Raw genomic sequence first — 24,345 nt, 5'->3', positions numbered from 1 at the left:
GCGATGCGCGCGATCGAGGGCATGTCGGTGCTGGTGACCGGCGCGAGTTCGGGCATTGGCGAGGAGACCGCGCGCTATCTCGCTTCGCAGGGGGCAAGGGTGACCGCGACCGCGCGGCGGCAGGACCGCCTCGACGCACTCGCCGAAGAGATCGGCCCCAACTGCCGGGTAATGGCGGGAGACGTCACTGTCCAGTCGGACCGCGAAGCGATGATGGCGGCGGCGCTCGACCATGGCGGTGGGCTGGAGGCGCTGGTCAACAATGCCGGGGCGATGTTCCGCCAGCCGGTCGATGGCTACACCGAAGAGCATCTGCGGCAGGCCTTCGACACCAATGTCATCTCGGGGATGATGCTTTCGAGCATGGCGGTGCCGCATCTGGCTGAACGGGAAGGCTCGATCACCTTCATCGGCTCTACCCACACGCGGCGCGCCTTTGCCGGGGCGAGCCCCTATGCGACCGCCAAGGCCGCGGTCGAGGGGCTGACGCGGGTCATGGCGGCGGAGCTTGGGCCGCGCCAGATTCGCGTCAATTGCGTGCTGCCCGGTGCTGTGATCACCGAACTCAATACCAGCGCCGGGGTGATGAGGCCGGAAGATATCGAAGAGCGCTATGTTGCGATCGCGCGCGAGCATGTGCTGGGGCGGATCGGCACGGCGCGCGAGATTGCCGAAGCAATCGAATATCTCATCCGCGCCGAATGGGTGACCGGGGTCGCGCTCGAAGTGGACGGCGGGATCGGGCTGGGCGCCTCTGCCGGGGTCGCGACCAAGCCTAAGTGATCAGATTCCGCGCGTGACGCCGAGGCCCATGCCACCATCGACGGTTAGGCTGGTACCTGTAGTGAAGTCGCTCTCCATGAAATAGGCGACCGCCTGCGCGATATCCTCGCCCTGACCTAGCCGGTCGATGGTTTGGATCATGTTGAGCGTCTCGTAGCGCGCCTTGGCCTCTTCTTCGCTCACCAACCCTGCGCGCACGTTGATTTCGGTGAGTACACTGCCCGGGATCACGCAATTCACGCGAATGCCGCGATCGCCCAGCTCGGCGGCATAGACCTTCGCCAGCGTTTCCACCGCCGCCTTGGTCGCGGCATAGGGCGACGCGCCGGGAAAGGCGCGCTGGGTATGGACCGAGCCGACGAAGAGCACGAGGCCCTTGGTCGCCGCGAGGTGAGGCGTGGCCAGCCCGGTCAGCATCATCGCGCCGACGACATTGGCATGAAAGATGGCGAGCAGCTCCTGCTCATCCAGCTCCTCCACCGGCCCGCGCACCATATTGCCGGCATTGTTGAACAGGCAGTCGAGCCGCCCGCCCGCGTTGTCGACGGCAGCCTCGACCATGGCAGCGCGATCTTCGGCGCTGGTCACATCGCCCGCGATGCCGTTGCAGCCAATTTCCGCGGCCTTTTCCGCGATCCGGTCGGCGCGGCGGCCAGTGATCGTGACCTTTGCTTCGCGTTCGGTCAGGTAGCGCGCGGTTGCTTCGCCGAGGCCCGATCCGCCTCCGGTGATCAGCACGCCTTGACCTGCAATCTCACGCATCACCCGTTCCCTTCAACCATTCGAGTTGGCCCGCAATCAGCTCGCGGTGCCCAGCCGCGTTGATCGATCGCGCATCGTGGCCGAGCGCATCGACCGCCACACGACCTGTTCGGAAATGCCTGACCCACGCAATCGGCTGCGGACCTTCATCGATCGCGCAAGTGGCAAGCACTGTGCAATCCTCTTGCGGGTCGAGATTGTGGTAGGCTTCGTCGAGCAGTTCGAACTCTGCCGGGCCCGATGAGAGCTTTGTGCCCGCATCGGTCAGTCGCACGGTGATCCGCCCCATCGGCGGGTGGTGAGAGCGCCCCCAGCTCCAGCCGCCTCCCATGACCTTGCACCACCGTGGTTGAGTGTCGAAGCAAATGGTGCCGACATGCTGGACATATAGACGTCCCCCGCCTGCGACATAGGTCTCGATCGCGTCCATGTGCTGATAGGGTAGGGCGTAGGCATACTCGGCGCGGTCCGGCGCATACTTCTCATGCTGCATCATCGACCAGTGAAGAGCATTGACCGCAAGCAGTGCCGGCCGTTCGGCCAGTTGCGACACCGCCGTGTCGATGTCGATTTCGATCTGCGGTGACCAGCCGGCTTCGGCGATCAGCTCTGCCAGGGCAGGGGAGGAATCGTGGAAGGGGTGCGAATAGCCTCCACTAAGCAGGATCGCCGCCCGCGACACTATTCGCGCGGCAGATTCTTGAGCACCGCATGCGTCACCCCGCCATCGACGATGAGATCGTGCCCATTGATGTAAGCGCCCTCGTGCGAATCGAGGAATGCGACGGCGTTGGCTATGTCTTCTGGCGTACCTAGACGACCGAGCGGAACGCCTTTGCTGCGCGCGGCGCGCACCTTGGGATCGGCGTAAATTGGGGTCGACATGCCGCCGTCGATGAAGCCCGGAGCGATCGAATTGAAGCGAATGCCGTTCTCGCCATATTCGAGCGCGAACTGCTTCATCAGCTGCTTCACCCCGGCCTTGCTCGCGGGATAGGCACCCGATCCGGGGCCGGGCGAATAGGCATTGATCGAGGTGAGCGAGATCACATGCCCGCTGCCACGCCCGGCCATGCGGCGCACGGCGGAACGGGTCGCCCAGAACACGCCCATCAGGTTCACTTCGATCACCGCGCGAATATCGTCGTCGCTCTGCTCGGCAAGCTGGCCGAAGCGCACGATCCCGGCATTGTTCACCAGCAGATCGGGCGCATCGCCAAAGGCGTCGAAGGCGCGCTCGACAGAGGCAGGATCGCGCACGTCGCAGGGCAGGGCGAACGCCCCGACGACCTCGCCACAGCGTTGCGCAACCGCCGCTTCATCGCGGTCGAGAATGCCGACGCGATAGCCCTTGGCGGCGAGCAAAGTGGCGATAGTCGCGCCGATGCCATTGGCGCTGCCGGTAACGATGGCGCTGCGGCTCATGTCATCTCCCTGGCGAACTGGATGGGATAGCGGCCCCAATTGGGCCGGACCGTCTTGGTGTCGGGCGTCGGCGGATCATCGGCGACCTTGCGCGCACCAAGCGAGAGCAGCTTGATCACGATAAGCGGGACGATGCCGAACTGCGCTTTCTCTGGCGGCGTTCCTGGCTTGACCAATACGCCCCCGTCCAATTCGCGGCCCAGGCAGTGATGTGTCCCGAATCCGAAACTGAGCCCGGTCTTCATCGCGCCTCTGGGTGCCGGTCTGTCCGGTTCGAAAATGTCGGCATCCTCGCCGAACAATTCCGGATCCCGATTGGCATTGAAAAAATCGAGAATGATCAGCTCCTCGACTTCAAGGTCGCCCGCACCCTCGATATGCATCGGGCAAGTCGGTGCACGCCAGGCTTCCGGGCTGGCCGGATGGAGGCGCAGGCTTTCATGGACGCAGTGCTGGACGAAGACCGGGTCTTCCAGCCGCTCCCAACGCGCCTCGTCATCGCCCGCCCAAGCGAGGATTTCCTCGATCGCGTGGACGACCGAATTGGCGGTCGAATGCGATCCGGCCTGCATGTAGAACCCGATCTCGCGGATGCGCTGCGAATGATCGAACTGCAGTTCGTCTTGCCCGCGCAGGATGACGGTCAGCACGTCGCGCGGCAGATCGTCCTCTTCGATTCCGCCAGCCTGAAACTGTGCCAGCAAGTCTTCGCGTCTGGTTATCGAGGGTGTCAGGAACACTGTGTCGAACTCTGCGATCGCTTCGCGAACTTCGGCTTCCAGCTCGGTCTTGTCACGGGTCGAATGAACCATCGTCGCCGCTTCGGAAAATTTCTTGGTGAGCCTGATTAACTGCTCGGTCTCCTCGACCGTTTTCAGCGGCCGGTCCACTCCGGCAAAATCGGCCGTGAGATTGACTGTAAGGCGATAGCCAAGCTCGATCAGGTCACCGCCACCGGCAGCGACAAATGGCGCCAGCGTGTGCTCAAGCGTCGCCGGGAAGACCTCTTTCTCGTAATATTTGAAGAAGTTGCGCCGGAATACGCGCGATTCGATCTCGCGCCGTTTGAGGTGCGGCTTGCCGTGCAGCATCAGCAAGGTGCCCTCGGTGATAACCGCACCTGCATCATACATCGCCTGCCGCAGATCCGGATTGCGCAGAGCTGCCTCGCACTCGCGATAATCAGTCAGCCGATGCACCTCCATCAGATCAGCGCCTCTTCGGGCTTGAACACGACGGGATATTCGGACCAAGTGATGCGGGTGATGGTCTCGTCCTTCCTCGGCTCGCCATCCGGATCGCGCTGCACGCCAAAGCGCAGCAGCGCTTCGACGATCAGCGGGACGGTGCCGTATTGATGGTCTTCGGCGGTGGAGTTGGGTCGCGATTCGACTCCGATCGCGAGATTGCGCCCGATGCAGGCGTGCATGCCGTAGCCCATCGAGAGGCCATAGGGCGTCTTGCCGCCAGACACTTCGCGATGCGGATTGTAACGGTCGGGATCCTCGCCAAACAATTCGGGATTGCGATTGGCCTGGCGCATGTTGACCACGACCTCCTCGCCTTCGGGCACTTCCTCGCCCTCGGCCAGCGTCACCGGGCAGAGCGCGCGGCGCTTGGCGACGGGGCTCGACGGGTGCAGCCGCAGGCTTTCGAACACGCAGCGCTGGATAAAGAAGGGATCGTCTTTGAGCAGCGCGATATCCTGAGGGTTCGCATCGAGCCATTCGAACAGTTCGTGCATCGCATGGGCGAGCGAATGGATCGTCGTATGCGCCCCTGCGAGCATGTAGAAGATGCCTTCCTGCAGGAACTGCTCGTCGGTCATCTGGAGCTTTTCCTGGCCCAGGATCAGCGCCATCAACACATCGTCGGGCAGTTCGTCCTTCTCCATGCGGCCCGCCTCGACTTCGGCCAGCAGAGCTTCGCGGCGGCGGCGTGAGGGCGTAAGGAAGCGCTCTTCGAATTCACCCATCGCCTTGCGGATGCGGGCTTTCTTGGGCTCGATATCGTCTTCGAGCGATTGCCCAAGCGCTGGCGCGAGGCTGAATTCCTTAAGCAGGCGCAGCAGCTCGCTGGTTTCCTCATGGCTGCGTTCGGGGCGATCAATCCCGGCGAAATCGACCGTCAGGTTCATCATCACCCGATAGCCGATGTCGACCAGATCGCCGCGCCCCGCCTCGAGGAAGGGCCGGATCGTTTCGTCGAGCGTGCGAGGCAGGAAGTTCTTCTCGTAATGGAGGAACACATCCTTGCGGAAGATCGTCCCTTCGACCAGCCGCCGAGCGCGGTGCTCCTTGCCATGCAGATTGACCAGCACATCGCTCATCATCAGCGCCGCCGCGTCATAGAGCGATTGACGCAGGTCGGGCTGCTTCAGCGCATGGACGCAGCCGTCATAGGTAGAGACTTCGTGCCCGGACATTACTTCCAGCCTAGAGTCGTTGCGCGGGTTGCGGGCAGGGTCGAGTAGTTCGAGACCCTCCACGATGGCAGCGGCGTGCGGGTGGGCAGCGGCGTCTCGGTGTCGATGCGCCGGCCTCCCTTGAAGATGTGCTTCATGCCGCCCGGCCGCCCAAGCAGTGTGACATCCTTGGTCACGTCGCCTTCGACCACGATGACATCGGCGATGCGACTTTCCTCGAGCGTGCCGAGCCGGTCCTGCATCTTGAGCGCCCGCGCGCCCTCGCGCGTGGCGCAGATCAGCGCCTGTTCGTGGGTCAGCCCCATGTTCTCGACAAAGACCTGGAGCTCGCGCCAGTGCCATTCGCCATAGGGCGTGATCGAGAAACCGCTCTCGGTACCGCACATCATCGGGACACCGGCGTCATAGGCGCGCTTGAGCTGGACGCAGCTTTCCTCGATCTCCTTGGCGAACAGGTCTTTCAGGAAGGCGCTCGATCCGATCTTGTCGCCATGGTCGGCCAGCACCGCCTGGAAGGTCAGCGTCGGCACGATCGGCGTCTTGTGCTCGATCACCGTCTCGAGCGCTTCCTCATCCATATAGGTGGCGTGGAGGATCATGTCGAAACCGGCGCGCGCCGCATCGCGGGTCGAGCTGGCATTGCGGCAGTGCCCGGTCACCGGGAGACCAAGCTCGTGTGCGGTATCGACCGCCAGCTTGAGCTCGTCGTAATTCCAGACCTGGATTTCGCCTTCGCCGCGCTGGCGCGGGATGAGGCCGGTGACATGGATCTTGATCCAGTCGACCCCGCGCTTCGCCTGGTTGCGGATTTCGGTGACGATCTCGTCCTTGGTGCGCGTTACCTTGAGATAGCCGATCGCGCCTTCGTCCGGCACCAGCATGCCCGCCGTGCCACCCACCGAAGTGAACAGCGCGTTGCCGCCGCAGGTCATGCGCGGTCCTTCGCACACGCCGCCCTCGATCGCGTCGCGCAGGTCCAATGAGACGCTGAATATCGTGTCGGCATCGAATAGGCTGGTGACGCCCGAGCGGAGCACTTTCTGGACATTATGCGCCGCGACCAGCGCCGAGAGTCCCTCTCGCCGGTGGAAGAATAATTCGTCGTTCGAATGCGGTTCGTCGAAGCTGATGTGGCAATGCGCGTCGATCAGGCCGGGCATCACGGTGCAGCCGCTGGCGTCGATGCGGTTCACATCGTTGCGCCCCTCGGCCCAGTCTAGCGCGGCCTGACCAGTGGCGGCGATTTCGCCGTCAAAGGCAATCGGCTGCACACTGGCGGCCGCGCCGGTAGCGTCGAAGACGAGACCGTTCTCGATGAGCGTGGACTGGTTCTTGGCTTCCATAACCCCTATCCCTCAGATCATTTATATCGAAATCGATATTTGTGACAAGTGATGTCTCGAAGTTTTCTAGAGCACCGTCAGACCAACTGCACCTCTTTCGAATTGAGGCGGCGTGGGCAGGCCGTTTTCATGCCTAGGCGCTGCAAGCCCGACAGCCCGTTCAAGCGCTTCAACTCATCGCCAGAGGTCGTCCGATTGGTTGTGATGCTCTACGTTGGGTTTCCGCATAGCTTGCGGAACGTGGAAGACTTGCTTGTGGAAGGCGGGATCGAATCTTTGATCGAGGCTGTACGGTTAAGGTCGAATAGGTTGGGCCCGCTTTAGCAGCGCACCAGCCGTCGTTTCCTTTGCCCCCGGTGATGATTGGACAAGGCAAGCTGTCAGGCGACGTAGCGCCTGCGGATTGCATCGGCATGCGATTGGATAGACCACACCTTGAACGGTGAATGATGATCTGCAGCCGGCAGCACGTATCGATGCGCCCATCGCTCATTCTGGGTTGTGGTGACTGCGACCGGAAGGAGGTTGCCAAAATGCAGACAGTCTCCTTCAAGCCCAAGTTGGCGTAGTCCGATTACGGCCCAAGACAGTGTGAAAGCATTTAGGCTCAGGTGCCGCAAGAGAACTCGAGAAAACAGGAACTATCTAGGTTCTCGCCAAGCAGGCGGCTCGCAGATTTCATGATCCTCGGTGCGTGAGGCGCAATTGCAAGTCCTCACTCGATAGGAGGATTTTTTGAAGCTACTCGACATCTCGTACAGCTTGGGTTGCTATCTATTCGGTGTTGCGTCCCTGGCCGGATTGATCCTTTTCGTGGGCGATCTCTATCTGCCTTGGACGATCAATGCCCCTTCACCCTTGTCGCCCCAGTTCGAAGGGGCGACGGCTATCTCGCCAATATTGGGCTGGTCACGATCTGGAGCCTTCAACATTCGGTAATGGCCGATCCCGGGTTCAAACGTGCGTGGACCAGGATCGTCCCGGCCCATTTTGAGCGCAACATGCGGAGTAAAGCCAGAGACGGCTCGGCGTTCTTCCTCTCGAGTTAGAGCCCTAAGGTATGTTGCCTGGAATTGGGTCCGCCTAAGGCGAATTCCATTACCCTCTTTCCTGTTGATCTACAGTTTCTAAGAAACCGGCGCGAAGCGTTGGTCGAGCACTCTTCTCCAAGCGGAGACGAGTTAGATTCGGACTTAAAGCACCGCCATTTATCGCATCGACAATTCTCTACCTGTAGGACTTCTCAGGAAGTCCGGTTTTTCGGTTTTCCTCCCTGACGAGCTTGCCGATGTGCAGGGCGTGGCGGCCGCCGAGTTCCAGAAGCTGCAACTCGCCTATGAAGTGCTCAAGGCCGCCGAAAAGCGGAGGGAATGGCACGGCTAGGGCTTTCCAGAGACAGCTAGCGACCCCAACTCGGACGAGCGTCGCCAAGGCCCATTCAGTAGTCTTGCAAGTGTGCAATCGGGATGTTGTCGTCGGATCGCATGCTTCTTAGACTGACGGTTCTCAGGCCCCCCATATGACACAACACTATCTCGAAACTGAGCGTCTCATTCTCCGTCGTTGGCGAAGTGAGGATGTTGCACCATTTGCTGCGATCTGTGCGGATCCGGATGTGATGGAGTTCATCGGCGACGGCTCCACCCGCACCGCCGGAGAGACGGTGAGCCTCGTGGCGAAGCTGGAACGCTTCTGGGAAGCTAGGAATTATGGCTTGTTCGCGATTGAATTGCGCGAGACGAACGAGTTTCTTGGCTTTGCTGGCCTGTCCGATCCCGACTTCATGCCGGAATTGCTTCCCTCGGTGGAAATCGGATGGCGCCTCGGCAAGGCACACTGGGGCAAGGGATATGCAACCGAGGCCGCAACCGCCGCGCTGGCCTTCGCAATCGAATCCCCAGATATCGAGGAAATTGTCAGCATCTGTCAGGTCGGCAATGGTGCATCCACCAGCATCATGAAGAAGATCGGCCTTGAATTCGATCGACGCAGCCTCGATCCGACATGCGATAGGGAGGTCTTCGTCTATCGCTTGCCCAGGAAGTAAGGCATCGCTCGCCGCGCACGGCGCGTGCCAGAGGCTCCAGCTCACCCATTAAGGGCTCACGGTCGCCAAGGTGCGGCGCGAGTGGCGGGGGTAGGGCTTGCTAGCGACCCGATTGCAGGCGATGGAATTTCGGCTTCTCAAGTGACAATCTGCCTCTGGGGAATTTAGTCCAATGGTCTTCGGCGGATTTCTTCGATTTCGTTCCTAAAGAGGTGGTAGCGTCGGTCGATTTCGAGCATCCTTGCAACCTCCGCGGGCCTCTCGCATCCAAATTCTGTGAGCAAGCCCTTCATTACGAAAAGCTCCCCTTTTTCTCTCGCCCCCATCCATTGATTGCGTTTGTCGGACTGGTGTATCCGCAGGTGGACCGGTTGCTCGCGAGGAGCGTCGCCGCTGCAGTCAACTAGCGGCTTCTCTAGGTTGGTTTCTCGCTGCCAAGGAGATCGAACGTCCCTACGCTGCCAGAACTGCAAGATTTCAATTTCCAAGGACGACATGCAATACCCAGCCGAACACCTCTTTGCCCCTAGCGCCTCACAAGCAAATGGTGGGTCCCCAACTTCAAGGGAATTTGTGTACGCGATGATATCGCGCAAGCTATGGAAGAGCGGCCCTTGTGAGCTAACAGCGACAATATATATCGTCCCGCAATCCTGACATTCGGTGTGGACCAGTGCGACCTCCGAAGATGCCACCAATCCTGGGTCGAACGACTCAAAACGGGGAATCCCTTGATGCCACCACAACGGCGGTTGGTCCGAATTGCGCAGAATATCGTGAAACTTCCGATGCATAACGAGACTATTTAGTCACCCCGCTCCAACAAAGCGTAAACTCTCTGAGAGCAGTCTCGCTTTGACTGCTTTCCACCCATTATCGGTTATTTCCAATTCGTCATTCCCTCGGACGCGAAGCAGACCGAAGGTCAACGCGGGAACCGAGGGTGGCGTAGCACCAAGGCCAATCTGGATCCCCGTTTTCACGGGGATGACGAGTGGAGTGAGGTCGCGATCTTCTTCGGCCGTGTTTCCTACTCGACGCGGCGGAGACATAAGATGCATCGCTCTTTCTCGCCGTCTGGTCTCTTTCGCTTGTCTCGCGAAGTTCCGCGTGCCCCATGACACTTGTGATCCATAGAGTGACACCTTGCGCCTGCGCGCGTCACACTTCGGCGCTCAAGGGTCACACTTGGCTCGGTGAAAGTCACACGTCAGGCCCTACAGTCACGCTTTTGCGTCGTAAGTTCACACAATGACGCTTTTCGCCCCTGGACCGTGTTCCATGTGTTCCATCCTGTTGGAATTGGGCACCTCGGCGCCCCTGAGCGGTCAGGTCTTTGGCCCGGCAAACCCCTTGCCGGTGGAATCGATTTGCGGGTTCGGGTTGTCGTTCCACCACGGCACGTCGTCATGCGGTCGCACATCGACCTCGTGGCTCCAGCAATTGCGCGGCTGCTGCGCGAGGTGCCAATAGGTCTCAGCCAGCGCGGCCGGGTCGATCATCCCGTCCGGCCCCTTCATGGCCTTGTAGTCCTCCCACTTGTCACCCAGCAGCTTGCCCAAAGTATCGGGAGCATTGACCGAGCCATCGACCACCACATGCGCGACATGCACGCCCTTGGGAGCAAATTCGGCATTGAGCGTCTGGCACAGCATGCGCCGCCCGCCCATCGCCGCAGCGTGGCTGTGTTGCCCGGCGTTGCCGCGCATCGCGGCGGTGGCCGAAGTCACCAGCAGCGTACCCTTGCCGCGTTCGACCATCGCCGGAAACATCGCATAGGCGAGGCGGAAGACGCCAAAACAGCCGAGGCGCCAGCCCAGTTCGAAGGTCTTGTGCGGCGTGTTCTCGAGCGCGCGGTTGCCGATCTGTGCGCCGAGATTGTAGAGTGCGCATCCGATCGGGCCGATGTCGCGCTCGATCCGTTCGACCAGTTCCTCCATCGAGCGGTCAGCCGCCGCATCGAGCAGCGTGCCGCTCGCCGAACCGCCCGCGTCCTCGATCTGCCTGACGAGCCGCTCCAGCCCGTCCTGGTCGCTACGCCGGGCGAGCACGGCGTGATAGCCACCCGCGGCAAAGCGGGCGGCGGCGTGGCCGCCGATTCCCGCGCCCGCTCCGATCACCAGGAATACGGGTTTGTCCTGTGCCATGCTGCGCTCTCCCAGTAGCGTAAGAGCGCAGACTAGGCGCGGGGTCAGACCTTGGCCAGAGCCTGGTCGAAGTCGGCGATCAGATCGTCCGGATCCTCGATACCGATCGAGATACGGACGAGGTTGTCGGTGATGCCGAGCGCAGCCTTGCGCTCATCGGGGACCGACAGATGCGTCATCGCTGCCGGGTGGCTGGCAAGCGTTTCGGTCCCGCCGAGGCTCACTGCCAGCTTGGCGATGGTGAGATTGTCGAGGAAACGGAAGCTTTCCGCTTCGCCGCCCTTCACGAACAGCGAAAAAGTGCTGCCCGCGCCGCTGCAATGGCGGTCAAAGATGTCCTGCTGGCGCGGGTCCTTGATGAAGCCGAGGTAGCCGAGCCCGTCGACCTTGGGATGGTTGCGCAGGAAAGCGCAGACCTTGGCGGCGTTCTCGCCCGCGCGCTGCATGCGCAGTTCGACCGTCTCGAGCGAGCGCAGCAGCATCCACGCGGTGTTGGGATCGACGATCCCGCCCATCGTGTTGCGCAGCGCACGGACCGGGTCCATCCACCGCTTTGCGCCAGAGATGCCTCCCGCGACGAGGTCCGAATGGCCACCGACATATTTTGTCAGCGAATAGACCACGATGTCCGCGCCGTGCTTCAGCGGGCGCTGCCACAGCGGACCGAGGAAAGTGTTGTCGATCGCGATCGGGCAGTCGGGTGTCAGGACCGCGTCACGCGCCGCCTTCATCGCCTCGATATCGACCAGCGCGTTGGTCGGGTTGGCTGGGCTTTCGAGATAGACCATCGCGACCTTGCCGCCGTTGTTCGCCGCCTGGTCTTTCGCCTTCTCGAGCACGGCTTCCATTTCCTCGCGCGTGGCGCCGGCGGGGAAGTCGAGATAGGTGACGCCGAATTTCGACAGCACCTTGGCAACGAAGCCTTCGGATGCGGCATAGAGCGGGCCCGAGTGGACGATTACGTCGCCTTGGCTGACGAAGGCCATCATCAGAATGCAGATGGCGGTCATGCCGCTGGAGAAGGTCAGCGCATCCTCGGCACCGTCCCAGATGCTGAGGCGGTCTTCGAGGATTTCCTGGTTGGGACCGTTGAAGCGTGAATAGACGAGGCCCTCGGCACCGCCCGCGCGCTTGCCGGTGATCCCTTCGAAATGGCGCTTGCCGTCGGCCGCGCTGGGGAAGGCGAAGGTCGAGGTGAGGAAGATCGGGGGCTTGAGCGAGCCTTCCGACAGGACCGGGTCATAGCCGTGGCCCATCATTAGTGTGGTGGGAGTAAGCTCGCGCCCGTTGATGGTGGTCTTTTCCGGCTTGGGGTTGCGGCGCGGGGTCGGGGTGTCGGGTGCGGAATCGGGTGTAGCTGGGGCGTCCGTCATGCGGGCGATCCTTCCTAAAGCACGCTCCCAGGAAGGCAGGAGCCGATGGGGCCTCCGGGGCACCCGTTCCTAACCTCCGCAGGAACGCCTCTCCGCCGACAGCCCGAATTGACCCCAGCCGATTACTCGCGCGGCGAGCCGACTGCAACCGGTTGCAAGTGAAATTACCCGGAGATGCCAGCGACCGCCCACACCGCGCCGACGATCAGGAATATGCCGACAATGTCGAGCGCGAGGCCCGCGCTGACCAGCTTTTCGATCCGCAGCCGCCCGGTCGACCATGCAATGGCATTGGGTCCTGTTCCTGCCGGCAGGATAAAGCCCCAGCTTGCTGCCAGTGCCGCGGGCATGGCGAGGAGCAGGGGATCGGCCCCGAGGCCCACCGTCAGCGCGGCGATCACCGGCATGATACCCGAGGCAGTGGCGACGTTGCTGGCGAACTCGGTAACGACGATCACCAGCGCGACGGCCACCGCGGCGATGACGATCAGCGGCAGTACCTCGAGCGGGAGCAATTGCTGGCCCACCCAGTCCGCGAAGCCCGAAGCGCTCATCCCGGCAGCGAGCGCCAAGCCGCCGCCAAACATCAGGAGGACGCCCCAGGGCGCGCGATCGGCCTCGTCCCATTGCAGCAAGGGTCGCCCGGTCCCGTCCGGAATTAGGAACAGGGCGAGGGCTGCGGCTACCGCCACAGTGCCTTCGGTCAGCGCTCCGTCGGGCAGGAACGGTTCGAGCAAGGCCTGCGTCATCCATAGGAGAAAGGTGATCGCGATGATCGGGACCAGCCGCCGCTCTGGCGTGGTCCAGACGTCATGCGACTCTACTGCCGCACGGGCGGCTGCGACGTCGAAGGGGTGGTCGGCGATGCGCTGGACGCGGGCGATCAGCCATGCGGCGAGCGGAACGCCCACCAGAACGATCGGCAGCCCGAAGGCGGTCCATTCGGCGAAGCTGATCCGCACGCCCAGGATCTCGTCGATCAGGCCGACGGCAATGGCGTTGGTGGGCGACCCGACCAGCGTGCCGAGCCCGCCAATGCTGGCGGCAAAGGCAATCCCCATTGGGAGAGCGCCCAGCATACCTCGCTTCATCCAGTCGGGATCATCGGGAGCGGGATGTTCGCCCCCGGCAAGTACGGCCAGCGCCACCGGCATCATGATGAGCGCGGTCGAGGTATTGGAAATCGCCATCGACAGGATCGCCGCCGCCGCCATGAATGCAAGCAGGAGCCGGAACTGGCCGCCTCCGCGCGCTAGCGTGCTCAGCAGGAAGATCGCCAACCGCCGGTGCAGTCCGGTCCGCTCGATCGCGAGCGCCAGGAAAGCGCCGCCGAGCAGCAGGAAGATAATGTCGGAGTAGTAGGCGCTGGCCGTCTTCTTGGCGTCCATCACTCCCGCAAGCGGCAGCACGAGAAAGGGGAGGAGAGCCGTGACGGCGAGCGGCACCGCCTCGGTAATCCACCAGGCGGCCATGATCACCACGAGTCCGGCGACGATCCAGGCCTGCGCCGACATCCCGGCAGGGGGTGCGGTCAATGCCGTGATCGCAAGGCCCAGGGCTCCGACGATCAAACCTGTTTGCTTAGCAGTCATCGCCTCTCCCCCGGGATGCGCAGACTAGCGCGAGTGCGTGCGGTAGCAACTGGGACGAAAGACGATTTGCCCGCAATTACGACGACAAGCGGTTCACTCGGGAGAAATCGTTCATCTTGTACCCGATTGGCATGAACAGAATCGCTTTGGCAATCGCAGCATTGGCTGGCAGCCTTACTGCCGTTCCCCTGATCGCGGGTGACGGCCCTGCGGCGGCGCAGTGGGACATCGGCCCCGTGATCAAGGGCCGCAACTATTCGGTCAACATGCCGCGTACCCTCTACGAGACGCGCGAAGGCCCGGCCTTCGAATTTCCGCATTCCTCCAAGGCCGATGGCCACGTTCATTACGTGACCGTTCCGGTCCGCTCGCTCGAGGGTGCGCGCGGCATTACCATGACCTATCGCATCGATGCCGACCGGGACGTGCGCTTCATTGCGCAGGAGAGCCCGCAGCTCCAGGCGACCATGTCGCTCTATTTCCAGCGTGCGGGCGATCGCTGGACGGCCAAGCAGCCGCGCCATCGCTGGTATGCGCCGACCGCACGGACCATGCCGCTCAAGCGGGGTACGCACACGGTGAGCATTTCATTCGACGAACCGTGGATCGCGATGATGGGCGGTGACAACCGCGCCTATCCGCGCGAGTTCGAAGCGGCGTTGGCTGACGCGCAGCGGGTTGGTTTCGTGTTCGGATCGCAGGGCGGACGCGGACATGGCGTCTACGCCACCGGCCCCGCTCGATTCACAGTGCTCGATTTCCGGATCGACTGAGGCGTGAAACGAAAAGGGCGTCCGGTGAGGGACGCCCAAATCGCAGCCGGACCTTGGTCGGTCGCGCTTACTTCGGTGCCAGCACCATCAGCATCTGGCGACCTTCAAGCCGCGGGAAAGCTTCCACCTTCGCCACTTCCTCGACATCGTCCTGCACCCGCTTGAGCAGGTTCATGCCCAGGTCCTGGTGCGCCATTTCGCGGCCGCGGAAGCGCAGCGTGATCTTGACCTTGTCGCCATGCTCGATGAACTTGAAGACATTGCGCATCTTCACGTCGTAATCATGCGTGTCGATGTTGGGACGCATCTTGATCTCCTTGATCTCCTGCGTCTTCTGGGTCTTGCGTGCGGCGTTGGCCTTCTTCTGCGCCTCGTAGCGGTACTTGCCCACGTCGAGAAACTTGGCCACCGGCGGATCGGCATTGGGAGAGACTTCGACCAGGTTGAGGCCGAGTTCGTTGGCCTGTTCCATCGCTTCGCGGGTGTACATCACGCCAAGGTTTTCGCCTTCGTGATCGATTACGCGAACCTTGTCGGATTGAATGAATTCGTCATAGCGAGGGCCGCTTTTGACTGGCGGGGCCATCGAACGCCGGGGTGGACGGGCTATGTGTAGTCTCCTGTGTAGCCGTGATTCTGAAGGGCGCTATGTAGGGGGTAATGCAGGGGAAGGCTAGGGGTTACGCCGCCTCGCGCCAAAGCGGCAACTGGACCAGCATCCCCTTGGCCGGAAGCACAGCGTCAATCCGGCTCGCAGGCTGGAGCGCGCGCAGGATTTCGGGTGCCTTCGCGTCCATCCCGCCGGTTAGTGCACCGAAGGCCGGGAGGATCATGCGATCCGCGCCATCTGCACCCCGGCTCACCACGCCGCAGGGCCGCGAGATATGGCGGTCGCGGATCTTGACGCGAACCTTGGGATGGAAATGCCCCGACAGCTCCGCGCGGGACTCACCGCGTTTAGCGATGTGCCGCAGGACGATACCGCCCAGTTCAAGTTCCGCGACTACGGTGCCGCCGAAAGAACGATGCATCACTTCGTCGTGATTGCCGGTAATCCAGACCCAGTCGAGCGAACGCGTCAGCGCCTCGAGCATGCCTGCCGCATAGGGTTCGAGCCGGTTGGTGCCGCCCTCGTCGTGGAAGTTGTCACCCAGAGTGATGACTCGCTGTGCGCCGGTCTGCTTTACCGCATCGGCGACCCGCTCAAGCGTTTCGCGGCTGTCATAGGGCGGCAGCATCTGCCCGTGCTGAGCAAAAAAGCTCGCCTTTTCAAGGTGCAGGTCGGCAAGCAGCAAGGCACGCTCGCGCGGCCAATAAAGCGCGCGGCCCTCTGTCAGGACCAATTCTTCGCCAGCGAACGAAAGGGGAACCATTACCCTCCCTTGCCGCGACTCATTGGCTTTGGCAAGGGGCGCACATGACTGATTGGACATCCCAGACCGCCCGCGCGAAAGAATGGTTCGAAAGCCTGCGTACCCGCATCTGCAACGAGTTCGAGGCAATCGAGCGCGAGGCGGGATCGGATGCCGCCTTCGAGTTCCGGCCATGGCAGCGCGAGGAAGAGGGCAACACCGATCCTGGCGGCGGCGTCCAGGGCCTGATGAAGGGCAAGGTATTCGAGAAGGTCGGCGTCAATGTTTCGACCGTGAAGGGCAGCTTCGCACCCGAGTTCGCCGCGACCATCAACGGTGCCTCGGCTGAGAGTCCCGGCTTCACCGCCACCGGCATCAGCCTGGTCGCGCATATGGCGAACCCGCATGTCCCGGCGGTCCATATGAACACCCGCTTCCTCACGACGCAGGCGGCATGGTTCGGGGGCGGGGCAGACCTCAACCCGCCGCTTCCCTATGACGAGGACACGGCAGACTTCCACGCAGCCTTTCGCGCTGCCTGTGCGCTCCACAATCCGACCTATTACGACCGCTTCAAGAAGTGGGCCGACGACTATTTCTACATCCCTCATCGCGGCGTGCACCGCGGGGTTGGCGGGATTTTCTACGATCACATGGAGTGCGCCGACCCGCAAGCGTTCGGGCGGAACTTCCAGTTCACCCGCGACGTGGGCGAAGCGTTTCTGGGCATCTTCCCCAAGCTGGTGCGCCGCCGCATGGACACCGAATGGAGCGAGGCTGACAAGCGCCAGCAGCTCGAATGGCGCGGGCGCTATGCCGAGTTCAACCTGGTTTACGACAGGGGCACGCTGTTTGGGCTCAAGACTGGCGGCAATGTCGACGCGATCCTGATGAGCCTGCCGCCCGAAGCGACCTGGAGCTGACTACTCGCTCGTTTCTGCCGGCGCGTAGATGCGAACCCAGTCGACCAGCATGGCAACCTTGCCGGTCTTGATCTTCTCGACCGTTGCGGCCGGGACGCCGTTGTAAGGCTGTTTGATGCCATTGGTCTTGAACGGGTAGGCCCCGCCCAGCGCGAAGTTGAGGATCAGGTGCTTCGGGTTGTCGAAGCGCCATTTCCCGTAATTCTCGACCATCGGGCGGGTCACGCGATAGATCAGGTGGCCGTCGACCTCGAACAGCAGCTGGTCCTCGGTCCATTCGACCGCATAGGTGTGCCACTGAGTCACATCGGAGCCCTGCGGGAAGAAAAACTTGTTCACCAGCGGGGTCTCGCCCGAATAGCCCGGGCCGTGCAGTGCAACGCCGATCCAATCCTTCTCGCCGACATACTCCATGATGTCGATTTCGCCGGTGTCAGGCCACTTGCCGTTGCCGAGCAGCCACCAGGCGGGCCAGACGCCAACTGCGTCGGGCATGCGGATGCGGGCTTCGGCGCGACCATAGGTGAAGTCGAACTTGCCCTTGCTCTCGATACGCCCAGAAACGAAATCGGCCTTGCGTTCAGGGTGAGGATCGACGCCCGGCTTGTAGAGTGGCCTCAGCATCAGGACGCCGCCGTCGGCCCCTTCGACATCGTCGATGAATCCGATCACGGCGGGATCATCGATATAGGCCTGTTGCTCGTTGTTGACCCAGAAATCGGCACCGATGACGACCCAGTTGTCCCGATCGAGGGCCATTGCATTGAACTCTTCCGCGAATATCAACTCGCGCTCGGGCGAACTTGCATCCGCAGCCTCGCGGACATCATCGGACGCGCTGAGCGGAGCTGTCACTGTAAGCGCGACTGCGAGTGCCAGTGCATTTGCAAGCCAGTTCATGACCATCTCCTTTTATTGATAACGTTCACATATCAATGCCGCACTTACTGCGCCAGACGGCAAACGAATGCATCGCTTCAGGCTGGCGCAAGCCGCAGGGTACGATATAGGGCCAAGTTCAATCCTCCGGACCCAGTGCCGGCACCCGATCTGCGGAGTTTCTCGAATGCGCCTTGTTGTTGCCGCCACCGCCCTTTTTCTCGCTGCCTGCAGCCCGTCGGGCGGCGACACCAGCGCGCCGAAAGTGGCTCCGATCCTGACCGGAGCGGACGCGGTCGACGGCAAGACCTATGCTCGTCCGCAAGAAGCGCGCGTGGTGCATGTCGATCTGGAGCTCGATCTCGATTTCGACCAGCAGTTGGTTGCGGGGACGGTAATGCTCGATCTTATCGCGCAGGAAGATGCGCAAGAGGTCGTGCTCGACAGCAAGGGGCTCGAGATTGAATCGATCACCGACGGCGAAGGACGCCCGCTCGAATGGGAACTCGGTGAAGAGGATGGTGAGAAGGGCGCGCCGTTAACGGTGCAGATTGGCGAAACACGCGAGCTCACGATTGCCTATTCGGCCAAGGATGCGGATTCGCTCCAGTGGCTGACGCCCGAACAGACTGCGGGCGGCAAGCACCCCTTCGTGTTCAGCCAGGGGCAGGAAATCCTCAATCGGACCTGGATCCCGACGCAGGACAGCCCCGGCATCCGCCAGACCTGGAGCGCCAGAATCACCGCGCCCGTGGAACTTACCGTGGTGATGTCCGGACTGTCGCAGGGCGAGCCTGAAGACGCAGGAGATGGGCGGCGGAGCTTCGCGTTCGAAATGGACAAGCCGGTCGCACCTTACCTGATCGCTATCGCCGCGGGTGACATCGTCCATCGCGATCTGGGCGAACGCAGCGGTGTCTGGGCGGAACCGTCGATCATCGAAGCGGCGGTTGCCGAGCTCCAGGACACCGAGAAGATGATCGATGCGGCCGAGAAGCTCTACGGCCCCTACCGTTGGGGCCGCTACGACATGATCGTCCTGCCGCCGGCCTTCCCATACGGCGGGATGGAAAACCCGGTGATGACCTTCCTCACACCGACCTTCATTGCCGGCGACCGGAGCCTGACCGGCCTCATCGCGCATGAACTGGCGCATAGCTGGTCGGGCAATCTCGTCACCAATGCAGTGTGGGGCGACAGCTGGCTCAATGAAGGGGTCACCTCCTATTTCGAGAACCGCATCGTAGAAGAGATTTACGGCAAGGAACGCGCCGAACAGGAAGCGGCATTGAGCTTCCAGGAAATCGAAGACGCGCTGGAAGAGAAAGGCGCTACTGACCCCGGGACAGCACTGCACCAGAAGGTCGGCGATTACGAACTCGGCAGCGGTATCGCTTATGACAAGGGCTCGTTCTTCCTGCGGACGCTCGAGCGCCAAGTCGGGCGCGAGCGCTTCGATGCGTGGCTGCGCCAGTGGTTCGACAAGCATGCTTTCCAACCCGCGACTTCGGCGATGATCTACGAGGACCTCAAGACCAATCTCGCCAAGGACGAGGCCGAAGCCGAGGCGCTGATGCTGCGCGAATGGATCTACGAACCCGGTCTGCCGAGCAACGTCGCGCGCCCCGACCCCAAGGCCTTCGCCGAAGTCGATGCGGCAGTTGCAGCCTATTCCTCAGACGCAGCGATCCCGGCTGCAGCATGGAAGGGCTGGACTGCGGCCGAACAGCAGCGGTTCCTGCGCAACCTCCCAGCCGAGCAAACCGGCGAGGCGCTGGCGAAGCTCGACCGTGAACTCGGCTTGTCGAAGACTGGCAACAACGAATTGCGCTTCCTCTGGCTCAAGCTGGCGCTCGACAACCGCTACCAGCCTGCAGTCCCATTGGCGGAGGAATTCATGGGCCGAATTGGCCGCGCCAAATTCATCAGGCCGTTGTTCCAGACGCTTGTTGACGAAGGCGCCTGGGGTATGGCGATCGCGCAGCCCCTCTATGCCAAGACCCGTGGCCGCTATCACTCATTTACCCAGGGCGAGGTCGACAAGCTTTTCGCCAAGGGCGGCTAGAAACCGGAAATCCCGCTTTTTGCGTTGCAATAAAACGTGCCGCACCGCACATTTGGCTCAGCATGCTGCGCCAGTACGAACTAGTTGAGCGGGTCCTCGATTACGATCCCGACGCCGATGAGGCGGTGCTCAACCGTGCCTATGTCTATACGGTGCAGAAGCACGGGACGCAGAAGCGTGCTAGCGGCGACCCCTATTTCTCGCATCCGGTAGAAGTTGCCGGCTTGATGACCGACCTTCAGCTCGACCAGGACACGATCATCACCGCGCTGCTGCACGACACGGTCGAAGACACTTTGGCGACGATCGAGGATATCGAGGCGAATTTCGGGACGGATATCGCGCGCCTTGTCGATGGCGTGACCAAGCTGTCCAAGATCGAGCAGATGCCGGAGAATGAGCGCGCGGCCGAAAACCTGCGCAAGTTCCTGCTCGCCATGTCCGAGGACATTCGCGTGTTGCTGGTGAAGCTGGCCGACCGGCTGCACAACATGCGCACGCTCCACTTCATCAAGTCACCCGACAAGCGCCGCCGCATCGCGCGCGAAACTATGGATATCTATGCGCCCTTGGCAGAGCGTGTGGGCATGTACGAGTACATGCGTGAAATGCAGTTGCTGGCCTTCGAGCAGCTCGAGCCCGAAGCCTTTCACACCATCACCAAGCGGCTGGAAGAACTGCGCAACCAGGACGGTGGGCAGGTCGATGCGATTGCGCTTAAGATCAAGCAGGCACTGGCCGAGGCAGGGCTGAAGGTCGAAGTCTCGGGGCGCGAGAAACACCCCTATTCGATCTGGCGCAAGATGGCTGAGCGGCACGTCAGTTTCGAGCAGGTTACCGACATCATGGCCTTCCGCGTCATCTGCGAGAGCGAGGCCGATTGCTACGCCGCGATGGGCATATTGCACACCACCTGGCAGTTCCTGCCGGGCCGCTTCAAGGACTATATCTCGACGCCCAAGTCGAACGGCTATCGTTCGCTCCACACCTCGCTGATGTACGAGAACTCGATGCGCGTCGAAGTGCAGATCCGCACGCGCGAGATGCACCAGCGCAACGAATTCGGCCTCGCCGCACATTGGGCCTACAAGCAGGGCGATCGTCCCGACGGTCAGGTCGGCTGGCTCCGCGACTTGATCGAGATTGTCGATGCCAGCCACGATGCCGAGGAACTGCTCGAGCATACCCGCATGGCGATCTACCAGGATCGCATCTTCGCCTTTTCACCCAAGGGCGGGCTGTTCCAGCTCCCGAAGGGGTCGACGCCCGTCGATTTTGCCTTCGCGGTGCATACCGATCTCGGTGCGCAAACGGTGGGAGCCAAGATCAACGGGCGGCACATGCCGCTGCGCACGCCGATCAACAACGGTGACGTGGTTGAGATCATCAAGAGCAAGAACGCGGAACCGCAGCTGAGCTGGCTCGGCTTCGTTATCACCGGCAAGGCCAAGGCCGCGATCCGCCGGGCGGTGCGGCTCAAGGAGCATGCCGAGGTTGCCGAGATCGGACGCAAGCTGTTCGACGAGATTGCAAGCAGGGTCCCGGCCCGGATCGGCAAGAAGGCGGTGCGCGAGGCGGTCAAGCGGCTCGAACTCGATGACGAGGAAGACTTCATGTTCTCGATCGGTGCAGCAAAGCTCACCGACCGCGAGGTGATGGAGGCGCTCGTCCCCGGTTGCACCGCTGATATCAGCGACGACTATGACTGGTCGAAGCGCGATCACGCGATTTCGATCCGCGGCTTGACCCCGGGCGTCGGTTTCAAACTCGCCACCTGCTGCCACCCAGTGCCGGGCGACCGCATCGTCGGCTTGCGCAAGAAGGACGAGGGTGTGGAGGTCCATGCGATCGACTGCCTCGAGCTTGCCAGCGGGATCGATGCCGACTGGCTCGACCTGTCATGGGGCAAGCGCTCGCAAGGTGCTGTCGGCCGCTTGCGGGTCACGCTCTACGATCGCCCGGGTACGCTGGCCGAGATGGCGGGTATTTTCGCGCAGAATGTCGCGAATGTGAAAACGCTCGACCAGGTCGAGCTCGACCATCCGTTCACCACTTACGAGATCGACGCTGAAGTGCAGGATCTCGCCCACCTCACCCGCATCCTCAGCGCGCTGCGTGCCTGCGATGCGGTCGCCCAGGCGGAGCGTATCTGATGGCAGTTCTCGGCATTGACCATATCCAACTCGCCATCCCTCATGGCGGCGAATACGAGGCGCGTGAGTTCTTCGTCGACATCCTCGGCATGACGGAAGTGCCCAAGCCGGCGCATCTTGCGATCAGCGGCGGCTGCTGGTTCACGGCAGGCAGCGCGCATATCCACTGCGGGGTCGAGCAGGACTTCCTGCCGGCGCAGCGCGCGCATCCGGCGCTGCTCGTCGACGACCTTCCTTCCCTTGTCACCAGGCTGGAAGAAAACGGTATTCCCTTCACGCCGGGCAAGCCGCTCGATGGCTACAAGCGCGGCGATGTCGCTGATCCCTTCGGCAACAGGATCGAATTGATGCAGAAGGTCGAGCTCGTTTCCGAGAGCGCCGAGGAAGCCGAGCAGACGGAGCGCTAGAGCAGTTCCAGTTCCACCGACAGCATCTCGCCGAGCGCCAGATCCTCTGCGCGGATCACCTTTCGGCTGACCAACAACCACCACTCGCCCGTCTTGCTCGGAAAGACCGACGTCTTCCACTGCGTATCGCCGATGCGCGCCATGACCTTGACCGAGCCGAAGCCGCGTCGCGAGCCGAGTTCGAGCCGCCGGATGCGCTCATGCATGGTGATGGCTTCTGCCGCCTGGTTACCGATCACGACATGGTAATATGTGCCGCGATCACCCTCCCACCGCTGGAGGGGCGTGGTGTGAATGACGCGCTCGAGCGTCATTCGGTCGGCACGGCGCGAATGGGCACAGGAATATTGCAGATATCCGCGCCGCCCGCCGGGATGATGAAGAACGGGTCGCGCCGGTTGGCGCGCGCCTCGGCATATTTGGCGAAGCTCTCGCTTTCGGTCGAAAGATATTCGAATTGCGGCTGCGGGAATTCCTCCAGTTCGTTGCCCATTCGCACCGCAACGATCTCGGTGCGCTTGTCGAGTTCGTCATCGGCATAGAAGCCGAGCGGACCGTGGCCGCGCGGCAGCGAGGAGAGGTGCTCCATTCCCTCGACGATCCGCCCGACCAGCGCGATATTGCGGTCGAGATGCCGCGGTGCGTGTCCGATCACGGTATAGAGTGAGCTACCGTCACCCGTGTTGGGCGACATGCCGCGCCCGACCCCGACCATGCCGTAGCAATGGACGGGCCAGGCCTGCGTCTCATCAATTGCAACTGGCCACCCGGCATGGAACTTCACGCCTTGGAATGGAGCCCGTGAATAGGGGTCGGAGGGAAGCCACTGCTCTAACCGAAGTTCGTCTCGCTTGCGAAGCGATTCGTAGGTTACAGGCGCAGGCGACCCGATCGTGCGAATATGTGTCGAGGCCGAGTATTCGCTCTCCTCCATCACCTTTAGCCCTTCGGGCAAGGGCTTGGCGCCTTCCTCGTCAGCAGCAGGATCGCCCCATTGGACAACGTAATTGTCCTGCACCCGGATCACCGCTGTCCCGTCGAACCATCCGCTACGGGTGAGTGTTTTGATGTTCTCGACCCAGCCTTGCGAGAACGGGGCGGGCATCAGTTGGATGATCACGCGGCGCGCATTGCCCTCGCGATCGGGCGTCAGATCCATCACCAGCAGTTCTTCGGCCGGGATTGCGACCCATTCCTCGGGCGCAGCCTGTTCGACGATCTCGCCGGGTGAAAGGAATGCCTCAGCGGCTTCGTCTTGCGCGTGGATGGGAGAGGCGAGGGAGATCGTCGCTGCGGCGGCCATGAGGAGATTCTTCATGGCAGCGGTGTGCCATCGGCGCGCGCCAATCAAAAGCCCCTTTCCACGCGTTTTTGAGGGCGGAAAGGGGCCTCGAAAGCGGTGTTCGCCAGGGTATGCCTAACCGCGCAGCACCGCTTACCCGAGTCGGTATATCACAGAATGTGAGAAGGTGGCATGGGAGAAAGGCGCTTCGCCTTGCGCTTGCTGCATGCTGTCGTTAAAGGCGCGCCTTCTTGCTGGCCAACCGCGCCTCCCGCTACTTGAAGTCCAAGGGGTGATCACCGATCCCTTGCACTCATGTGGAGAAGCGATAGGGCAGACGGGAACGCGCTCAAGCAGCGAAGCAATAGCGCGGACATAGTGCGGAGCAGTGGCCGAGTGGTCGAAGGCGCACGCCTGGAAAGTGTGTATACGGTAACCCCGTATCGAGGGTTCGAATCCCTCCTGCTCCGCCACCTATCTTATTGATATTTCGCGTGTTTCAAAGCTTCTCAGCAGGCCGTGGTTATGTCGGCTCTACTCCCTGGCAAGCCATCAGAAGAGTTCAGATGGATACGCCGGCACTTCTCTTGGACGGAATGCCATGAGACTGCCCC

General features: G+C 62.0%; 21 protein-coding genes, 1 tRNA gene and 1 pseudogene. 9 read left to right on the top strand and 14 right to left on the bottom strand.

Annotated elements, in window-relative coordinates; all coding sequences use genetic code 11:
* Positions 1-3 precede the first annotated feature (3 nt).
* Positions 4-783 carry an SDR family NAD(P)-dependent oxidoreductase gene (locus P7228_RS01450; RefSeq protein ID WP_278016453.1) on the top strand — a complete coding sequence of 260 codons (780 nt, stop codon included), beginning with the start codon at positions 4-6 and terminating at the stop codon, positions 781-783.
* Here P7228_RS01450 and P7228_RS01445 read toward each other — a convergent pair whose 3' ends face one another.
* The 6 genes from P7228_RS01445 to P7228_RS01420 are packed head-to-tail and all read right to left on the bottom strand — an operon-like array spanning position 784 to position 6,738.
* Positions 784-1,545: an SDR family NAD(P)-dependent oxidoreductase gene (locus P7228_RS01445; RefSeq protein ID WP_278016452.1), complete on the bottom strand. Its 762-nt coding sequence runs from the start codon at positions 1,543-1,545 to the stop codon at positions 784-786.
* A complete protein-coding gene (locus tag P7228_RS01440) occupies positions 1,538-2,227 on the bottom strand; it encodes a ThuA domain-containing protein (RefSeq protein WP_278016451.1) in 690 nt (229 codons plus the stop codon). The genes P7228_RS01445 and P7228_RS01440 overlap by 8 nt, the downstream gene beginning before the upstream one ends.
* Positions 2,227-2,970 (bottom strand): SDR family NAD(P)-dependent oxidoreductase, encoded by a 744-nt coding sequence (locus P7228_RS01435; RefSeq protein WP_278016450.1) that lies wholly within the window; start codon positions 2,968-2,970, stop codon positions 2,227-2,229. The genes P7228_RS01440 and P7228_RS01435 overlap by 1 nt, the downstream gene beginning before the upstream one ends.
* Entirely contained in the window at positions 2,967-4,175 is a 1,209-nt protein-coding gene (locus P7228_RS01430) for a cytochrome P450 (RefSeq protein ID WP_278016449.1), read from the bottom strand. The genes P7228_RS01435 and P7228_RS01430 overlap by 4 nt, the downstream gene beginning before the upstream one ends.
* Complete coding sequence (locus tag P7228_RS01425; RefSeq protein WP_278016448.1) at positions 4,175-5,395, bottom strand: cytochrome P450; 1,221 nt, start codon at positions 5,393-5,395, stop codon at positions 4,175-4,177. The genes P7228_RS01430 and P7228_RS01425 overlap by 1 nt, the downstream gene beginning before the upstream one ends.
* The gene (locus P7228_RS01420) at positions 5,395-6,738 is read right to left on the bottom strand and encodes a metal-dependent hydrolase family protein (RefSeq protein WP_278016447.1); all 1,344 of its coding nucleotides are present in this window, start codon (positions 6,736-6,738) and stop codon (positions 5,395-5,397) included. Before P7228_RS01420 ends, P7228_RS01425 begins: the two co-directional genes overlap by 1 nt.
* Before the next feature lie 1,302 nt (positions 6,739-8,040).
* On the opposite strand from P7228_RS01420, the pseudogene P7228_RS01415 reads away from it, so the two are divergent.
* Positions 8,041-8,121, top strand: a pseudogene (locus P7228_RS01415) (molecular chaperone DnaJ); the annotation flags it as partial.
* A 136-nt stretch (positions 8,122-8,257) separates the two neighbouring features.
* A complete protein-coding gene (locus tag P7228_RS01410; protein ID WP_278016446.1) occupies positions 8,258-8,785 on the top strand; it encodes a GNAT family N-acetyltransferase in 528 nt (175 codons plus the stop codon).
* A gap of 1,328 nt (positions 8,786-10,113) precedes the next feature.
* Here the strand turns inward: P7228_RS01410 and P7228_RS01405 are convergent.
* From P7228_RS01405 to P7228_RS01395, 3 genes are all read right to left on the bottom strand, one after another.
* Positions 10,114-10,932 (bottom strand): SDR family NAD(P)-dependent oxidoreductase, encoded by an 819-nt coding sequence (locus tag P7228_RS01405; protein WP_278016445.1) that lies wholly within the window; start codon positions 10,930-10,932, stop codon positions 10,114-10,116.
* Positions 10,933-10,976: 44 nt separating this feature from the next.
* Entirely contained in the window at positions 10,977-12,305 is a 1,329-nt protein-coding gene (locus tag P7228_RS01400) for a cystathionine gamma-synthase family protein (RefSeq protein WP_278016444.1), read from the bottom strand.
* Positions 12,306-12,469: 164 nt separating this feature from the next.
* On the bottom strand, positions 12,470-13,897 hold the full coding sequence (locus P7228_RS01395) for an SLC13 family permease (protein ID WP_278016443.1): 1,428 nt from the start codon (positions 13,895-13,897) through the stop codon (positions 12,470-12,472).
* 131 nt (positions 13,898-14,028) lie between these two features.
* Here P7228_RS01395 and P7228_RS01390 point away from each other — a divergent pair, with 131 nt between their 5' ends.
* The gene (locus P7228_RS01390; RefSeq protein ID WP_278016442.1) at positions 14,029-14,670 is read left to right on the top strand and encodes a hypothetical protein; all 642 of its coding nucleotides are present in this window, start codon (positions 14,029-14,031) and stop codon (positions 14,668-14,670) included.
* Positions 14,671-14,737: 67 nt separating this feature from the next.
* Here P7228_RS01390 and infC read toward each other — a convergent pair whose 3' ends face one another.
* Together infC and pdeM are read right to left on the bottom strand one after the other, a co-directional pair.
* The gene (gene infC / locus P7228_RS01385; protein ID WP_278016441.1) at positions 14,738-15,256 is read right to left on the bottom strand and encodes a translation initiation factor IF-3; all 519 of its coding nucleotides are present in this window, start codon (positions 15,254-15,256) and stop codon (positions 14,738-14,740) included.
* 94 nt (positions 15,257-15,350) lie between these two features.
* Positions 15,351-16,043: a ligase-associated DNA damage response endonuclease PdeM gene (pdeM, locus tag P7228_RS01380; RefSeq protein WP_278016440.1), complete on the bottom strand. Its 693-nt coding sequence runs from the start codon at positions 16,041-16,043 to the stop codon at positions 15,351-15,353.
* A 44-nt stretch (positions 16,044-16,087) separates the two neighbouring features.
* On the opposite strand from pdeM, the gene hemF reads away from it, so the two are divergent.
* Positions 16,088-16,945: an oxygen-dependent coproporphyrinogen oxidase gene (gene hemF / locus P7228_RS01375; protein ID WP_278016439.1), complete on the top strand. Its 858-nt coding sequence runs from the start codon at positions 16,088-16,090 to the stop codon at positions 16,943-16,945.
* On the opposite strand, the gene P7228_RS01370 is transcribed toward hemF, so the two are convergent.
* Positions 16,946-17,845 carry a glycoside hydrolase family 16 protein gene (locus tag P7228_RS01370; protein ID WP_278016438.1) on the bottom strand — a complete coding sequence of 300 codons (900 nt, stop codon included), beginning with the start codon at positions 17,843-17,845 and terminating at the stop codon, positions 16,946-16,948. It lies immediately after the preceding gene.
* A gap of 166 nt (positions 17,846-18,011) precedes the next feature.
* Between P7228_RS01370 and P7228_RS01365 the strand changes: the two genes are divergently transcribed.
* The 3 genes from P7228_RS01365 (at position 18,012) to P7228_RS01355 (ending at position 22,449) form a co-directional block, all read left to right on the top strand.
* Positions 18,012-19,889 carry a M1 family metallopeptidase gene (locus P7228_RS01365; protein ID WP_278016437.1) on the top strand — a complete coding sequence of 626 codons (1,878 nt, stop codon included), beginning with the start codon at positions 18,012-18,014 and terminating at the stop codon, positions 19,887-19,889.
* Positions 19,890-19,951: 62 nt separating this feature from the next.
* Positions 19,952-22,042, top strand: coding sequence for a RelA/SpoT family protein (locus P7228_RS01360; RefSeq protein WP_278016436.1), 2,091 nt, complete (start codon positions 19,952-19,954; stop codon positions 22,040-22,042).
* Complete coding sequence (locus P7228_RS01355; protein ID WP_278016435.1) at positions 22,042-22,449, top strand: VOC family protein; 408 nt, start codon at positions 22,042-22,044, stop codon at positions 22,447-22,449. Before P7228_RS01360 ends, P7228_RS01355 begins: the two co-directional genes overlap by 1 nt.
* Here the strand turns inward: P7228_RS01355 and P7228_RS01350 are convergent.
* Together P7228_RS01350 and P7228_RS01345 are read right to left on the bottom strand one after the other, a co-directional pair.
* Positions 22,446-22,763, bottom strand: a complete 318-nt coding sequence (locus tag P7228_RS01350; RefSeq protein ID WP_278016434.1) for a DUF1905 domain-containing protein — start codon at positions 22,761-22,763, stop codon at positions 22,446-22,448. The two genes, P7228_RS01355 and P7228_RS01350, sit on opposite strands and share 4 nt — an antisense overlap.
* The gene (locus P7228_RS01345) at positions 22,760-23,767 is read right to left on the bottom strand and encodes a peptidylprolyl isomerase (protein WP_278016433.1); all 1,008 of its coding nucleotides are present in this window, start codon (positions 23,765-23,767) and stop codon (positions 22,760-22,762) included. Before P7228_RS01345 ends, P7228_RS01350 begins: the two co-directional genes overlap by 4 nt.
* A 346-nt stretch (positions 23,768-24,113) precedes the next feature.
* Here P7228_RS01345 and P7228_RS01340 point away from each other — a divergent pair.
* A tRNA-Ser gene (locus tag P7228_RS01340) sits at positions 24,114-24,204 on the top strand.
* The last annotated feature ends 141 nt before the right edge of the window (positions 24,205-24,345 follow it).

The sequence above is a fragment of the Altererythrobacter sp. CAU 1644 genome (genome assembly GCF_029623755.1).
Lineage (GTDB): Bacteria > Pseudomonadota > Alphaproteobacteria > Sphingomonadales > Sphingomonadaceae > Erythrobacter > Erythrobacter arenosus.
The sequence above is the reverse complement of the archived record's forward strand: the minus strand, read 5'-3'. Positions and strand labels throughout refer to the sequence as shown.

Bases quoted from the DNA above. Each gene is read 5' to 3' on its own strand.
- P7228_RS01450 (WP_278016453.1), top strand. From the start codon at position 4: ATGCGCGCGATCGAGGGCATGTCGGTGCTGGTGACCGGCGCGAGTTCG.
- P7228_RS01445 (WP_278016452.1), bottom strand. From the start codon at position 1,545: ATGCGTGAGATTGCAGGTCAAGGCGTGCTGATCACCGGAGGCGGATCG.
- P7228_RS01435 (WP_278016450.1), bottom strand. From the start codon at position 2,970: ATGAGCCGCAGCGCCATCGTTACCGGCAGCGCCAATGGCATCGGCGCG.
- P7228_RS01430 (WP_278016449.1), bottom strand. From the start codon at position 4,175: ATGGAGGTGCATCGGCTGACTGATTATCGCGAGTGCGAGGCAGCTCTG.
- P7228_RS01425 (WP_278016448.1), bottom strand. From the start codon at position 5,395: ATGTCCGGGCACGAAGTCTCTACCTATGACGGCTGCGTCCATGCGCTG.
- P7228_RS01420 (WP_278016447.1), bottom strand. From the start codon at position 6,738: ATGGAAGCCAAGAACCAGTCCACGCTCATCGAGAACGGTCTCGTCTTC.
- P7228_RS01410 (WP_278016446.1), top strand. From the start codon at position 8,258: ATGACACAACACTATCTCGAAACTGAGCGTCTCATTCTCCGTCGTTGG.
- P7228_RS01405 (WP_278016445.1), bottom strand. From the start codon at position 10,932: ATGGCACAGGACAAACCCGTATTCCTGGTGATCGGAGCGGGCGCGGGA.
- P7228_RS01400 (WP_278016444.1), bottom strand. From the start codon at position 12,305: ATGACGGACGCCCCAGCTACACCCGATTCCGCACCCGACACCCCGACC.
- P7228_RS01395 (WP_278016443.1), bottom strand. From the start codon at position 13,897: ATGACTGCTAAGCAAACAGGTTTGATCGTCGGAGCCCTGGGCCTTGCG.
- P7228_RS01390 (WP_278016442.1), top strand. From the start codon at position 14,029: ATGAACAGAATCGCTTTGGCAATCGCAGCATTGGCTGGCAGCCTTACT.
- infC (WP_278016441.1), bottom strand. From the start codon at position 15,256: ATGGCCCCGCCAGTCAAAAGCGGCCCTCGCTATGACGAATTCATTCAA.
- pdeM (WP_278016440.1), bottom strand. From the start codon at position 16,043: ATGGTTCCCCTTTCGTTCGCTGGCGAAGAATTGGTCCTGACAGAGGGC.
- hemF (WP_278016439.1), top strand. From the start codon at position 16,088: ATGACTGATTGGACATCCCAGACCGCCCGCGCGAAAGAATGGTTCGAA.
- P7228_RS01370 (WP_278016438.1), bottom strand. From the start codon at position 17,845: ATGAACTGGCTTGCAAATGCACTGGCACTCGCAGTCGCGCTTACAGTG.
- P7228_RS01365 (WP_278016437.1), top strand. From the start codon at position 18,012: ATGCGCCTTGTTGTTGCCGCCACCGCCCTTTTTCTCGCTGCCTGCAGC.
- P7228_RS01360 (WP_278016436.1), top strand. From the start codon at position 19,952: ATGCTGCGCCAGTACGAACTAGTTGAGCGGGTCCTCGATTACGATCCC.
- P7228_RS01355 (WP_278016435.1), top strand. From the start codon at position 22,042: ATGGCAGTTCTCGGCATTGACCATATCCAACTCGCCATCCCTCATGGC.
- P7228_RS01350 (WP_278016434.1), bottom strand. From the start codon at position 22,763: ATGACGCTCGAGCGCGTCATTCACACCACGCCCCTCCAGCGGTGGGAG.
- P7228_RS01345 (WP_278016433.1), bottom strand. From the start codon at position 23,767: ATGAAGAATCTCCTCATGGCCGCCGCAGCGACGATCTCCCTCGCCTCT.